This window comes from Pseudomonas sp. Hp2 (assembly GCF_006386585.1).
GTDB classification, from domain to species: Bacteria; Pseudomonadota; Gammaproteobacteria; order Xanthomonadales; family Xanthomonadaceae; genus Pseudomonas_S; species Pseudomonas_S boreopolis.
On record NZ_VAHJ01000009.1, the window covers coordinates 24,915 to 38,519 of the forward strand.

Sequence of the window (13,605 nt, forward strand, 5' to 3'; positions counted from 1 at the left end):
AGGGGAACGTTCAGCGCGCCTCGGCATCCGCCGCCGCGAGCCGTTGCAAGGCCGACACCGCCGCAGGCCACCCCGCATAGAAGGCCAGGTGGGTCATCGCCTCGCTCAGCTCGGCGCGGGCCAGCCCGTTGCGCTCGGCCAACTCCAGGTGGAACGGCAACTGCGCGGTCCGCCCCAGCGCCGCCAGGGCGGCCACGGTGACCAGGCTGCGATCGCGCGGCGACAGCCCGGGCCGCTGCCAGACTTCGCCGAACAGCACGCGCTCGCTGAGGTCTACGAAGGCCGGCGCGAGCGTGCGCAGCGGTTCCAGGGAAGGGGATGTGGCCGGAGGGGACATGGCAGACGCTCGGTGGATGGGAGAGCCACGTTAGGCCTGGCCAAACGTCCTGTAAAACGGATAATTCTGAATCCTATATTCCGAAAAACGGGATGATCGATGCGAGAGCCCACCCTGGACCTGGACGCCTTGCGCAGCTTCGCCACTGGCATGGCGCTGGGCAGCTTCGCCCGCGCGGCCGAGCGCCTGCACCGCTCGACCTCGGCCGTCAGCGCGCAGCTCAAGAAGCTGGAACAGCAAGCCGGCGTGCCCCTGCTGGCGCGCCAGGGCCGCGGCCTGGCGCTGACGCCGGCCGGCGAGACCCTGCTCGGCTATGCCCGGCGCCTGCTCGCGCTCAACGACGAGGCGATGGAGGCCCTGGCCGGCCCGCGCTGGCATGGCCAGATCCGGCTCGGCCTGCAGGCCGAGTTCGGCGAGCAATTGCTGCCTGCCGTGCTCGGCCGCTTCGCGCGTGCGCATCCGCAGCTGCAGGTCGAGGCGCAGATCGGTCGCGGCGCCGCCTTGCTGGAAGGCGTGGCGGCGGGGCGCTTCGACCTGGTGCTCGCCTGGCACGACGAGACCGCCGGCCCGGTCGTGCACGACGATGCCCAGGTCCTCGCGGACGTGCCGATGTGCTGGATCGCGGCGAGCCCGCCGGCTTGGCAGCCAGGCACGGCGTCGCCGGTGCCGTTGGCGATGCTCGACGCGCCCTGCCCACTGCGCAGCGCGGCGATCGAAGCGCTGGACCGCGCCGGCCTGTCATGGCGGCTCGCCTTCGGCAGCGCCAGCCTGGCCGGGGTCTGGGCGGCGATCGAGGCGGGCCTGGGCATCGGCCTGCGTACGCCGTTGTGCCTGCCGCCCGGGCTGCGCCCGCTGCCACCGGCCGCGATGGGCCTGCCGCCGCTGGGTTCGATCAAGCTGCGCCTGCACTGCGCCTCGGGCGCACCGGCGGTCGCCCATCTCGCCGAGCTGATCCGGCAAGCGGTCGGCGATCGTTTGGAACAGGACATGCCGAAGCAAGCGCCGGGTCTCGCTTCCACCGCGTCTCCCGCGCCGGCCAGCGCCCATTGACGTCCGTCGCGGCCCCGTCGTTCCCGCCGGGACGGGAACGACCATCGAAGCCGCCTGCGCTCGCGCGACTCCCGGGAGCGCGCCGGCCGCCGCTCAACCCAGCGGTTCGTCCGACAGGTAGGTGTAGCCGGTCAGCCCGGCCTCCAGCGCGGCGGCCAGTTCCTGCGCCTGCGCGGGCGGCAGCTGCGCGGCGGCCACGCGCGCGGCATAGGCCGCGCGCAGCTCGTCCAGCTTGTAGCCGACGTAGTCGAGCATCACGTCGGTGGTGTCGCCGCGACGCTGCTGCGAGATGCGGTAGCGTCCGTCCTCGACCGTGACTTCGACCGCGTCGGTATCGCCGAACAGGTTGTGGATGTCGCCCAGGATCTCCTGGTAGGCGCCGACCAGGAAGAAGCCGATCCGGTAGCTCTCGCCGTGCCGCAGCGCGTGCAGCGGCAGCGACGAGTCCAGGCTCTCGTTCTCGACGTAGGTCTTGACCATGCCGTCGGAGTCGCAGGTCATGTCGCAGACCACGCCGCGGCGGTCCGGCGCCTCGTCCAGGCGCTCGATCGGCACGATCGGGAATACCTGGTCGATCGCCCACACGTCCGGGATCGACTCGAACACGCTGAAGTTGACGAAGTACTTGTCGACCAGCCGCTCGTTGAGCTCGTCCAGCAACGGCCGGTGGCTCTTTTCCTCGTGACTCAGGCGCGCGCGCACGCCGTGGGCGATCGCATAGAACAAGTCGTCGATGCGGGCGCGGTGGACCAGGTCGATCTGCCCCAGCGCGTAGGCGGCCAGGCCCTCGGCATGGAAGTGCTGCGCCTCGTGGAACAGCTCCACCGCCGGGCGCACGTCGAGTTCGTCGTGGATCTCGCGCAGGTGGCGGATCGCCGCCGGCTCGTCGGCGTGCGCGTCCGGCACGCGTCCTTCCGGCGCCTGCTCCACCTCCGAGACGTTGGCGATCAGCACCGCGTGGTGCGCGGTCATCGCGCGCCCGCATTCGGTGACGATGCGCGGCGGCGGCAGCCCGTGCTCCTCGCAGGCGCTGGCCAGCGGCTGCACGATGTTGCTGGCGTAGGCGTTCAGCCCGTAGTTGATCGAGCAATAGCTGCGCGAGCGCGTGCCCTCGTAGTCGATGCCCAGCCCGCCGCCGACGTCGACGTGGCTGATCTTCGCGCCGAGCCTGGACAACTCGACGAAGTAGCGCGTGGCCTCGCGCATGCCGTTGGCGATGTCGCGCACGTTGGAGATCTGCGATCCCATGTGGAAGTGCAGCAGGTTCAGGCACTGCGCGTACTCGGTGTCGCGCAGGCTCTTCCACAGGTCCAGCACCTGGCGCGGCGACAGCCCGAACTTGGCCTTGTCGCCGCCGCTGTTCTGCCACTTGCCGGCGCCCAGCGAGGCCAGCCGCATGCGCACGCCCAGGCCGGGCAGCACGTCCAGCGCCCTGGCTTCCTCCAGCACCAGCTTCAGCTCGGAAGGCTTCTCGATGACGATGAAGGTCTGCAGGCCCAGCTTGCGGCCGATCAGCGCCAGGCGGATGTACTCGCGGTCCTTGTAGCCGTTGCAGACGATCAGCCCGCCCGGGCGCGACAGCGCCAGCACCGCCATCAGCTCCGGCTTGCTGCCGGCCTCCAGGCCGAAGCCCTCGCCCTGGTGGCCGGCCAGGGTGCCGGCCACGCCGCGGTGCTGGTTGACCTTGATCGGGTAGACCGCGGTATAGCCGCCGGCGTAGTCCCAATCGGCCTGGGCCTGGGCGAAGGCCGCCTGCAACTTGCCCAGGCGCTGGCCGAGGATGTCCGGGAAGCGCACCAGCAGCGGCAGCTTGGCGCCGGCCGCGCGCGCGGCATCGACCACTTCCGGCAGCGACACCGCCGGGCCGTCGCCGCCGGTCGGCCTGACCACGACATGGCCGGCGGCGTTCACGTCGAAGTACCCGTCGGCCCAGTGCGGGATCGAGTAGGTCTTGCGGGCTTGGTCGGCGGACCAGGTACGGCTGGGGGTCATGGCTATTCGCTGTGGCAGGCGCGTGGCGGCGCGATGATGATGCGATTCCCTCGCAGGAACCCGCACATCCCGTGCGGGGGATTCGTTTCCATTGCCGCAGCGGAAGGGCCGGCGCGGCGCGGACGCGCATTCTACAAGCAGCGGTCACGCGCGGCCGTTACAATGCGCGCCCGCTGAAGCCCCTCTCCCCCCGGGAGAGGGGCTGGGGTGAGGGTCGGGCCAAGCCCCTTGCGATGCCAGGCGGCACAAGGCTTCGCTCGTACCCTCATCCGCCCCTTCGGGGCACCTTCTCCCGGAGGGAGAAGGGAACGCATCCCACCTTCCTCCAAGGATCATCCGCAATGACCACCAACGACAACTGGTACATCGAACACTTCCAGCCGACCGGTTCGGCCATCGGTTTCCGCATCACCGGCAAGCTGGACGAAGTGCAGTCGCCGTTCCAGAAGATCGAGATCTACGACAGCACCGATTGGGGCAAGCTGATGGTCATCGACGGCGCGATGATGCTGACCAGCAAGGACAACTTCTTCTACCACGAGATGATCAGCCACCCGGTGCTGTTCACCCACCCGGCGCCCAAGCGCGTGGTGATCATCGGCGGCGGCGACTGCGGCACCCTGCGCGAGGTGCTCAAGCACCCGGGCGTGGAGAAGGCTACCCAGTGCGACATCGACGAGCAGGTCACGCGCATGTCGGAGAAGTACTTCCCCGAACTGTGCGAATCCAACGGCGATCCGCGCGCCGAGCTGCTGTTCGACGACGGCGTGGCCTACATGGCCAACTGCGAGCCGGGCAGCGTGGACGTGGTGATCGTGGACTCCACCGACCCGGTCGGGCCGGCCGAAGGGCTGTTCAACAAGGCGTTCTTCGAAAGCTGCTTCCGCGCGCTCAAGGACGACGGCCTGCTGGTGCAGCAGTCCGAATCGCCGCTGGCGCTGCTCGACCTCATCAAGGACATGCGCGCCGAGATGGGCAAGGCCGGCTTCCGCTCGTTCAAGACCCTGCCGTTCCCGCAGCCGTGCTACCCGACCGGCTGGTGGAGCGTGACCCTGGCCAGCAAGCAGGCCGGCTTCGGCTTCGGCTTCCGCGAGGCCGATGCGCAGGCCAAGCCGTTCCAGACGCTCTACTACACCGCGCACCTGCACACCGGCGCCAGCGTGGCGCCGCCGTTCGTCGCCCAGGCCCTGGGCGAGTGATCCCCCGCGAGGGCCCGGGAAACCGGGCCCTCGTCCGTTCCGGGGGCGCCCGGGGCGCTTCGACGCCGGCACGGCCGGGCCGCCAGGGGTTTTTTCCAGGCCGGCCTGGCACCAAGGAGCCGTTCCTGGCCGCGCCGGGGAGGGTGCGCGACCGAGCTCTGCCGGGGACCAGGGACGCCTCGGCGTTCCAGCAGCGGAACATTTCATTTTTTTAACAACAAGCATTCCAATACTGGCAAGTTCTAAAATTCTCCGGCGCCTTCCTCGCATGGACCGCGCCTCGACCCGCCGCCGTGACGAACCCCGGCCGGGTCCCCTGGAGAAAACCGCCCATGAACGCCATTCCCAGCGCCGGCCAGGCCGTCGCCCCCCTGGACGCCCCCGTCCTGCTCAAGCAAGGCACCCGGCTCCTGGAGCCGGACGTCTATCGCACCCACCTCAACGGCCAACCGGCCGTGGTGAAGGACTACAGCCGCTACAAATGGACGCCGCTGGCGCCGATCGCCCGCCTGATGGTGCGCCACGAGGCCAAGATGCTGCGCCGCCTCAGCGGCTGGAAGCATGCCCCGGCGCTGCTCGGCACGCTCGGCGGCCTGGCCCTGGGCATGGAGTTCATCCCCGGCGACACCTTGAGCGCCAGTGCCGCGGTCGGGCAGGACGTCTTCCAGCAATTGCAGGTCGCGCTGCGCAAGCTGCATTCGGCCGGCATCACCCACAACGACCTGCACGGCACCAACGTCGTGGTCAGCGCGGGCGTGCCCGTGCTGATCGACTTCACCTCGGCGATGCGCGTGCCGCGCTGGCTGCGCCGCAACCCGATCTCGCGCCAGTTGCTCCGCGGCGATGTCGCCAACTTCCAGAAGATGCGCCAGCGCCTGGCCGGCGTCGCCCCGACCCCGGAAGAAGCGGCGATGGCCGCCGAACCCCGCTGGGTGCGCGGCATCCGCGATGGCTGGAAGCGCTTCTACCAGCGGATCAAGCGCGGCAGGCCCTGATTCGGGACTCGGGACTCGGGACTCGGGACTCGGGACTCGGGACTCGGGACTCGGGACTCGGGACTCGGGAAAAGCATCTTTGCCCGACTTCGGCTGTCAATCGATCTGATGCTTTTTGCGGCTGTTTGCTTTTTTGTGGGAGGGACTTCAGTCCCGACAGAGGGCCGATAAAGCCCGTCGGGACTGAAGTCCCTCCCACATCGCCACCCGATCCGAAGCAGGCTTGTTGCTTTTCCGGGTCCCGGGTCCCGGCTTCCTTGGTAAGGCCCGTCGAGGCCGAAGCCTCTCCTACAACGGCACGCGATCCGAAGCAGGCTTGTCGCTTTCCCGGGTCCCCGGTGCCGGGTCCCGAGCCCCGGCCTCACCAGCGCATCACAGCGCGTCGGCATCCAGTTCGCCGGTGCGGATGCGCACCACGGTGGCCAGGTCGTAGACGAAGACCTTGCCGTCGCCGATCTTGCCGGTGCCGGCCGCGCGCACGATGGCCTCGACCACCGCGTCCACCTGCGCGTCGGTGACCGCCACCTCGATCTTCACCTTCGGCAGGAAATCCACCACGTACTCGGCGCCACGGTACAGCTCGGTATGCCCCTTCTGCCGGCCGAAGCCCTTGACCTCGGTCACCGTGATGCCGGCCACGCCGCAGCCGGCCAGCGCCTCGCGCACGTCGTCCAGTTTGAACGGCTTGACGATGGCCATGATCATCTTCATCGCGTAATGCTCCGTAGTTCGAACCTCCCGCGCGAACGCGCGGGCGCTTGCGAGGGTTCGCCCGGTCGGCGCCCGCGCAGGACATGGAGGCGCTCGCGGAGGGCTTGCGCCAGGCCGGCAGGATAACGTGCCGCCGCGCAAGTCTCATCACGCCGCGCGGCTAGGATTATCCTTACCTGCGGAAGCACGACTTGCCGATGGTCCGCGTGGCAGGCACCGACTAGCTTCGTTGCAGGACCCGGAGAACCCAGATGATCGACCTCAACCACATCGACGACCTCGCCCGCCGCCTCAGCGACCTGGTGCCGCCCGGCCTGCGCCAATCGCGCGAGGAGCTGCAGAGCACCTTCAAGGGCGCCCTGCAGGCCGGCCTGGCCAAGCTCGACCTGGTCACCCGCGAGGAGTTCGAAGTGCAGCGCGCGGTGCTGCTGCGCACCCGCGAGAAGCTGGAAGCCCTGGAGAAGACCGTAGCAGCGCTCGAAGCGCGCGCCGCCGGCGACACCCCTCCCTCCGCCTGATCCCCGCCACCATGAGCCTGGCGCTGGTGCACAGCCGTGCACGGGCCGGCGTGCATGCGCCGGCGGTAAGGGTCGAGGTCCATCTCGCCGGCGGATTGCCGGCCACGCAACTGGTCGGCCTGCCGGAAGCGGCGGTGCGCGAGTCGCGCGAACGCGTGCGCGCCGCGCTGCTGTGCGCGCAGTTCGAATATCCCGCGCGCCGCATCACGATCAACCTCGCCCCGGCCGACCTGCCCAAGGACGGCGGGCGCTTCGACCTGCCGATCGCGCTGGGCATCCTCGCCGCCAACGGCCAGATCGACCGTGGCGTGCTGGACGGCTACGAATTCCTGGGCGAACTCGCGCTGACCGGCGAGCTGCGCGCGGTCGACGGCGTGCTGCCTGCCGCGCTGGCCGCCGCGCGGGCCGGCCGCAAGCTGGTGGTGCCGGCCGGCAACGGCGCCGAGGCGGCGATCGCCGGCAACGTCGAGGCCCATACCGCCCGCACCCTGCTGGAAGTCTGCGCGGCCCTCAACAGCCAGGCCGAGCTGCCGCGCGCGCAGCTCGCGCACCCGGCCGGGCCCGCCACGAACGCGATGCCCGACCTTGCCGACGTGCGCGGCCAGCCGCATGCGCGCCGCGCGCTGGAGATCGCCGCGGCAGGCGCGCACCACCTGCTGCTGCTCGGCAGCCCCGGCTGCGGCAAGACCCTGCTCGCCTCGCGCCTGCCGGGCCTGCTGCCGCCGGCCGCGGAATCCGAAGCGCTGGAAACCGCCGCGATCGCCTCGGTCAGCGGCCGCGGCATCGACCTGGGCCGCTGGCGCCAGCGGCCCTACCGCTCCCCGCACCACACCGCCAGCGCGGTGGCGCTCGTGGGCGGCGGCGCGCAACCGCGTCCCGGCGAGATATCGCTGGCGCACAACGGCGTGCTGTTCCTCGACGAACTGCCCGAATGGAACCGCGCGACGCTGGAAGTGCTCCGAGAACCGCTCGAATCCGGCGTGGTGACGATCGCGCGCGCCGCGCACAGCACCGACTTCCCCGCGCGCTTCCAGCTGGTCGCGGCGATGAATCCCTGCCCCTGCGGCTGGGCCGGCGACGCGAGCGGGCGCTGCCGCTGCAGCCCCGAGGCGATCCGGCGCTACCGCGGGCGCATCTCCGGCCCGCTGCTCGACCGCATCGACCTTCACGTGGAGGTCCCGCGCCTGCCGCCGCACGAACTGCGCACCGGCGCGCCGCCGAGCGAGGACAGCGCCAGCGTGCGCGAACGCGTGGACCACGCGCGCCGGATCCAGTTGCAGCGCGCCGGTCGTCCCAATGCGCAGCTCGACCAGGCCTCGACCGACCGCGATTGCCGGCTGGCGCCCCCCGACCAGCAGCTGCTCGAACGCGCGATCGAGCAGCTCCAGCTCTCGGCGCGCTCGATGCACCGGATCCTGCGCGTGGCGCGCACCATCGCCGACCTCGCCGGCAGCCAGGACATCGCCACCGCGCATCTCACCGAAGCGATCGGCTACCGGCGATTGGAACGCGGCGGCTGACGCGACTCAATGCGGCCGCGCGACGCCCCGCGCGACCACGCCGCAGGCCATGTCCTCGCTGTGCGCCATGTTCGACAGCGAGACGATGCCGACCAGGCGCTTGTCGCGATCGACCACCGGCAGGCGGCGGATCTGCAGCGAGGCCATGTTGGAGGCGATGCTGTCGACGTCGTCGTCCTCGAAGCAGTACTTGATCGAGCCGGACATCGCTTCGCGCACCGGGCTGTCGGCGTCGGAACCGGAGGCGAGCGCGCGCACCACGATGTCGCGGTCGGTCAGCATGCCGACCAGGCGGTCGTGCTCGCCGACCGGCAGGCTGCCGATGTCGTTCTGCCGCATCAGCACCGCCGCTTCGCGCAAGGTCTGCTCGGGGCCGATCACGGTCACGTCCCGGCTCATCACGTCTTTGATGATCATGTGTGGTTACCTGCTTGGCTCAGGAACCACGGACGCTAGCGCCGGCGTGCTTCGACCCGGGTGAAGCCGGCGTGGCGGGCGGCTTCACGCCGAATTCGCGAATGCCGTATTCAGCCGGCCTGCGTCGCCAGCGCCCGCACGGCGCGGCGCGGCCGGCTCGGGAACGCGTGGCGCAGGATCCGCCACGCCACCTGGCCGAACTGCCGCGGCAGCGAGCCGGTGTTGTAGTGCTGGCCGTAGCGGGCGCAGATCGCCTTCACCTCGACCGCGATCTCGGCGTAGCGGTTGGCCGGGATGTCCGGGTAAAAGTGGTGCTCGATCTGGTGGCTCAGGTTGCCCGACAGCACGTTCATCAGCCAGCCGCCGGTGAGGTTGGACGAGCCGCGCAGCTGGCGCAGGTACCAGTGGCCGCGCGATTCGTCGCGCAGGCATTCCTTGGGGAACGTCTCGGCATCGGCGGTGAAGTGGCCGCAGAAGATGATCACATAGGTCCAGACGTTGCGCAGGCCGTTGGCGGCCAGGTTGCCGAGCAGCACCGGCAGGAAGAACGGGCCGGCCAGCAGCGGGAAGAACACGTAGTCCTTGAACAGCTGCCGGCCCATCTTGGCGCCGACCGGCCGGAACGCGCGCCACAGCTGCTGGCTGCTCATCTTGCCCTTGAGCCAGCGGCCCAGGCGCAGGTCCTGGATCGCCACGCCCCATTGGAACAGCAGCGCGAACACCGGCGCGATCAGCGGCTGCAGCAGGTAGAACGGCCGCCAGCGCTGCTCGGGGAAGATGCGCAGCAGGCCGTAGCCGATGTCGTCGTCCATGCCGCGCACGTTGGTGTAGGTGTGGTGGCGGAAGTTGTGCGTCTTGCGCCAGTTGTCGGCGGTGGCGACGATGTCCCACTCGTAGGTGTTGCCGTCCAGCCGCGGATCGCCCATCCAGTCGAACTGGCCGTGCATCACGTTGTGGCCCAGTTCCATGTTCTCCAGGATCTTGGACAGCGCCAGCAGCAGCACGCCGGCGATCCAGGCCGGCACCAGCGCGCCGTGCACGAACGCGCCGAGGAACAGCAGCGCGCGCCCGAGCAGCCCGGCCCAGCGCACGGCGGCGGCGACGCGGCGGATGTAGCGGGCGTCGCGCGCGCCCACGTCGGCCAGCGTGCGCACGCGCAGCGCGTCCAGTTCGTCGCCGAACGCCTGCAGCTCGGCCGGTGACAGGGCGCGGTTGTGGGGGCGGCTCATGCGGTGTTCCTCACAGGTCCAGGATCAGGTCGGTGCTCGGCGCGTTCACGCACAGGCGCACGGGTACGGCGGGTTCGTCGCTGCGCTCGCCGGTCAGCACGTGGCGGGTGGTACCGGTCTGGCGGCCGCAGGCGCAGCTGTTGCAGATGCCCATCCGGCACCCATGCTTGGGCTTCAGGCCCTGGGCCTCGAGCCCTTCCAGCAGCGACAGCGCGCGCGGCAGGCGCAGGCGCCGGCCGCTGCGGGCCAGCTGCACTTCGACCTCGCCGTCCTCGCCGGCCAGCGGGGTTTCCGGCGTGAACGCCTCGGCCTGGAAACGGGCCACCTGCCCGTCCAGCGCCTGGCGCGCCGCGGTCGCGAAGCCGGCCGGTCCGCACGCCATGGCGTGCCGGCCCGACAGCCCGGCCACGCGCTCGAACGCGTAGCCGCCGATCCTCGGCGCCGATGCCTGCGCGTCGCGCGTGGCGAGCAGCTCCAGGCGCAGGCGCGGATGGGCCCTTGCCAGCGCCTGCAGCTCGTCGGCGAAACAGAAATCCTCGCGGGTGCGCGCCCAGTACAGCAGGTCCACGTCCACCGGCATGCCGCGCGCGGCCAGCTCGCGCAGCAGCGCGCGCATCGGCGTGATGCCGCTGCCGGCGGCGAGCAGCAACAGCGGCGCGGGCACGTCGGGCAGCACCATGTCGCCGAACGCCGCTTCCAGCGTGAACACCTCGCCCGGCACGGCCCGCTCGACCAGGTGGCCGCTGACCTTGCCGCCCTCGACCGCCTTCACGGTGATCGCGACGTGGCGCGCGTCCAGCGGCGTGGGGCTGTAACTGCGCAGCAGCCGGCGGCCTTCGATCTCCACGCCCAGGTTGACGTGCTGGCCGGCCCGCAGGCCTTGCCAATGGCGGTTGGTCCGCAGCACCAGCGTCGCCGCGCCGCGGCCGGCCGGCTGGCGCTCCACCAGGCGCGCGAGCGGACGGTCCAGCGACCACAGCGGGTTGACCTGGCCGGCCCAGAAGTCGAACAGCTTGGGCGAGATCCAGCGCTGCAGGCCTGCGGGGCGACGGGAACGGGGGGAGGGTTTCATGACGATGCACTATACACATGAGAGTACACGTGTGTATACAAGTGTATATTAGGGGCCGAGGGTATGATTCAGCCAGCCCGCCATGACCTGCCCATGACTTCGACCGCCCTGTCCCCGTCCGACGACTCCGCCCCGTCCCGCCGGACGGTCACGCGCGAGGACTTGCTGGCGGCCGCGCTCAAGCTGATCGGCCCGCACCGCAGCCTGTCCACGCTCAGCCTGCGCGAGGTCGCCCGCGAGGCCGGGATCGCGCCGAACAGCTTCTACCGGCAGTTCCGCGACATGGACGAGCTGGCGGTCGCGCTGATCGACCTGGCCGGCCGCTCGCTGCGCACGATCATCGGCCAGGCGCGCCAGCGCGCGACCTCCACCGACCGCAGCGTGGTGCGGGTATCGGTGGAGACCTTCATGGAACAGCTGCGCGCCGACGACAAGCTGCTGCACGTGCTGCTGCGCGAGGGCGCGGTCGGCTCGGACGCGTTCAAGCACGCGGTCGAGCGCGAGCTGCACTATTTCGAGGAAGAGCTGCAGCAGGACCTGGTGCGGCTGGCCGCCGCCGATGGCGCGGTGCTGCACGAGCCGGCGCTGGTGTCCAAGGCGATCACCCGGCTGGTGTTCGCGATGGGCGCCACCGCCATGGACCTGCCACCGGAAAAGGATCCGGAACTGGTCGAGCAGATCTCGACGATGCTGCGCATGATCATCGTCGGCGCGCGCACGATGGGCGCGCAGGGCGACTGACGCCCGGGCGTTTCGCCGGCGTGCACGTTCCGCGCACCGCCTGGCCACGCCCCTCACCGGAGGCCGGCTAACCTGGCGGCGTCCGCTTCCCGGAGCCGCCGTGACCCGCCCGCCTCCGATCCCGCTCGCCAAGCCGGTCGACGAAGTGCCCGCCGGCACGTTGGCTGCGCTGCGCCGGCAAGCCCGCGACTGCCGGCGCTGCCCGCTGTGGCGGGACGCGACCCAGACCGTGTTCGGCGAAGGCCCGCCGCATGCCCGGCTGATGCTGGTGGGCGAACAGCCCGGCGATCGCGAGGATCGCGAGGGCCATCCCTTCGTCGGGCCGGCCGGCCAGCTGCTGCGCAGGCTGATGCTCGAGGCCGGACTGGATCCCGCGCAGGTGTACCTGACCAACACCGTGAAGCACTTCAAGTTCGTGCCGCGCGGCAAGCGCCGGTTGCACCAGCGCGCCTCGGCCGGAGAGCAGGCCGCCTGCCGCCCGTGGCTGGCGGCGGAGCTGTTGAGGGTCCGGCCGCATGCGGTGATGGCGCTGGGGGCGATGGCGGCCCAGACCCTGTTCGGCGCCGGCTTCCGCATCAGCCTCGAGCGCGGCCGCTGGCGCGAACTGCCCGGCGGCGTGCAGGCGCTGGCCAGCTGGCATCCGTCGGCGATCCTGCGCATGCGCGAGCCGGAGCGCGAGGCCGCGCAACGGCAGTTGCTGGCCGACCTGCACGCCGTCGCGGCGCGCGGCCAGGCCGCTTCGCGCCCGCCTCGGGACGCGTCCTAGGACGCGGGCACCGGCCCCACCGAGCCGCGCAGGCACATCGAGTGCGGCATCCGCACCATCGTGCCCGAGCCGGGCGCACGGATCGACTTGATCAGCTCGATGGTCACCACCCGGCCCATGTCGCGGGCCGGCTGGTGCACCGTGGTGAGCGGCGGGAATATCTGCCGCGACACCGGCATGTCGTCGAAGCCGCAGATCGAGATGTCCTGCGGGATGCGCAGCCCGCGCTGCTGGACCGCGCTGAACACGCCGGCGGCCATGTCGTCGTTGGCGGCGAAGATCGCGGTCGGCGGGTCGGGCAGGTCCAGCAGCCGCCGCGCCGCGTGCACGCCCGAGTCGAACGAGAACTCGCCCGGCACCACCAGCGCCGGATCGAACGGCAAGCCGTGTTCGGCCAGCGCGTCGCGGTAGCCGTCCAGCCGCCAGGCGCTGGCGCCGTGTTCCGGATGTCCCTGGATATGGCCGATGCGCCGGTGCCCGTGCGCGACCAGCAGGCCGACGATCTCGTGCACGGCCTGGCGCTCGTCGAGGGTGGCGCCGATGTTGCTGTCGCAATCCTTCGGCGACACGCAGGAGAAGGCGATGCCGGCTTCGCGCAGCGCGCCCAGCAACGCGTCGCTGTCGGTCAGCGGCGGCGTCAGGATCAGGCCGTCGAGCTTGGAGAAATCGACCAGCGCCTTGATCGCCTGCACGAAGTCGGGCCGCTTGAACGAGACCGGCTGCACCAGCATGCCGTAGTGCAGTTCCTCGCAGGCTTCGACCACGCCGCCGATCAATTCCATCAGGTAGTTCGCCGACGGATTGTCGTAGACGAAGCCGACCAGGTACGAGCGCTTGCCGGCCAGCCGCCGCGCCGACGGATCCGGCCGGTAGTTCATCGACCTGGCCACCTCGTTGACGCGCTCGCGGATGTGCGGTCGCACGCCAGGCTCGCCGTTGAGCACGCGCGACACGGTCTTCATCGACACCCCTGCCGCGAGCGCCACGTCCTCGATTCTTACCCGCACAATCCCCGCTCCCTTGACTCCCTTGCCAAGCATACTGGCCGGGAGCGCGGC

General features: G+C 70.7%; 14 protein-coding genes. 7 read left to right on the forward strand and 7 right to left on the reverse strand.

The window, feature by feature from the left end; genetic code table 11:
• Positions 1-10: 10 nt before the first annotated feature.
• Positions 11-337, reverse strand: a complete 327-nt coding sequence (locus FD678_RS19210) for a carboxymuconolactone decarboxylase family protein (protein WP_140727787.1) — start codon at positions 335-337, stop codon at positions 11-13.
• 99 nt (positions 338-436) lie between these two features.
• Between FD678_RS19210 and FD678_RS19215 the strand changes: the two genes are divergently transcribed.
• Positions 437-1,387 (forward strand): LysR substrate-binding domain-containing protein, encoded by a 951-nt coding sequence (locus FD678_RS19215; RefSeq protein ID WP_140727789.1) that lies wholly within the window; start codon positions 437-439, stop codon positions 1,385-1,387.
• Between the two features lie 93 nt (positions 1,388-1,480).
• Here FD678_RS19215 and speA read toward each other — a convergent pair whose 3' ends face one another.
• Positions 1,481-3,379, reverse strand: a complete 1,899-nt coding sequence (speA, locus tag FD678_RS19220) for an arginine decarboxylase (RefSeq protein ID WP_140727791.1) — start codon at positions 3,377-3,379, stop codon at positions 1,481-1,483.
• Between the two features lie 341 nt (positions 3,380-3,720).
• Between speA and speE the strand changes: the two genes are divergently transcribed.
• Both speE and FD678_RS19230 read left to right on the forward strand, forming a co-directional pair.
• Positions 3,721-4,578 carry a polyamine aminopropyltransferase gene (speE, locus tag FD678_RS19225; protein ID WP_140727793.1) on the forward strand — a complete coding sequence of 286 codons (858 nt, stop codon included), beginning with the start codon at positions 3,721-3,723 and terminating at the stop codon, positions 4,576-4,578.
• 332 nt (positions 4,579-4,910) lie between these two features.
• Positions 4,911-5,573 carry an RIO1 family regulatory kinase/ATPase domain-containing protein gene (locus tag FD678_RS19230; protein ID WP_140727795.1) on the forward strand — a complete coding sequence of 221 codons (663 nt, stop codon included), beginning with the start codon at positions 4,911-4,913 and terminating at the stop codon, positions 5,571-5,573.
• Positions 5,574-5,945: 372 nt separating this feature from the next.
• On the opposite strand, the gene FD678_RS19240 is transcribed toward FD678_RS19230, so the two are convergent.
• Positions 5,946-6,284, reverse strand: coding sequence for a P-II family nitrogen regulator (locus FD678_RS19240; RefSeq protein ID WP_140727797.1), 339 nt, complete (start codon positions 6,282-6,284; stop codon positions 5,946-5,948).
• Between the two features lie 251 nt (positions 6,285-6,535).
• On the opposite strand from FD678_RS19240, the gene ubiK reads away from it, so the two are divergent.
• Both ubiK and FD678_RS19250 read left to right on the forward strand, forming a co-directional pair.
• Positions 6,536-6,802 carry a ubiquinone biosynthesis accessory factor UbiK gene (gene ubiK, locus FD678_RS19245; RefSeq protein ID WP_140727799.1) on the forward strand — a complete coding sequence of 89 codons (267 nt, stop codon included), beginning with the start codon at positions 6,536-6,538 and terminating at the stop codon, positions 6,800-6,802.
• Between the two features lie 11 nt (positions 6,803-6,813).
• Positions 6,814-8,322 (forward strand): YifB family Mg chelatase-like AAA ATPase, encoded by a 1,509-nt coding sequence (locus tag FD678_RS19250; protein ID WP_140727801.1) that lies wholly within the window; start codon positions 6,814-6,816, stop codon positions 8,320-8,322.
• Between the two features lie 6 nt (positions 8,323-8,328).
• Here the strand turns inward: FD678_RS19250 and FD678_RS19255 are convergent, their stop codons facing one another.
• The 3 genes from FD678_RS19255 to FD678_RS19265 form a co-directional block, all read right to left on the reverse strand.
• Entirely contained in the window at positions 8,329-8,739 is a 411-nt protein-coding gene (locus FD678_RS19255; RefSeq protein ID WP_140727804.1) for a CBS domain-containing protein, read from the reverse strand.
• Between the two features lie 110 nt (positions 8,740-8,849).
• Complete coding sequence (locus FD678_RS19260; protein ID WP_140727806.1) at positions 8,850-9,968, reverse strand: fatty acid desaturase family protein; 1,119 nt, start codon at positions 9,966-9,968, stop codon at positions 8,850-8,852.
• A gap of 10 nt (positions 9,969-9,978) precedes the next feature.
• The gene (locus FD678_RS19265; RefSeq protein WP_140727808.1) at positions 9,979-11,040 is read right to left on the reverse strand and encodes a ferredoxin reductase; all 1,062 of its coding nucleotides are present in this window, start codon (positions 11,038-11,040) and stop codon (positions 9,979-9,981) included.
• Between the two features lie 93 nt (positions 11,041-11,133).
• Between FD678_RS19265 and fabR the strand changes: the two genes are divergently transcribed.
• Together fabR and FD678_RS19275 are read left to right on the forward strand one after the other, a co-directional pair.
• Positions 11,134-11,781, forward strand: coding sequence for an HTH-type transcriptional repressor FabR (gene fabR / locus FD678_RS19270; protein ID WP_140727810.1), 648 nt, complete (start codon positions 11,134-11,136; stop codon positions 11,779-11,781).
• Between the two features lie 100 nt (positions 11,782-11,881).
• Positions 11,882-12,547, forward strand: a complete 666-nt coding sequence (locus FD678_RS19275) for a UdgX family uracil-DNA binding protein (protein WP_140727812.1) — start codon at positions 11,882-11,884, stop codon at positions 12,545-12,547.
• Here FD678_RS19275 and FD678_RS19280 read toward each other — a convergent pair.
• Positions 12,544-13,587 (reverse strand): LacI family DNA-binding transcriptional regulator, encoded by a 1,044-nt coding sequence (locus FD678_RS19280; protein WP_140727814.1) that lies wholly within the window; start codon positions 13,585-13,587, stop codon positions 12,544-12,546. The genes FD678_RS19275 and FD678_RS19280 overlap by 4 nt on opposite strands.
• Between the last annotated feature and the right edge of the window lie 18 nt (positions 13,588-13,605).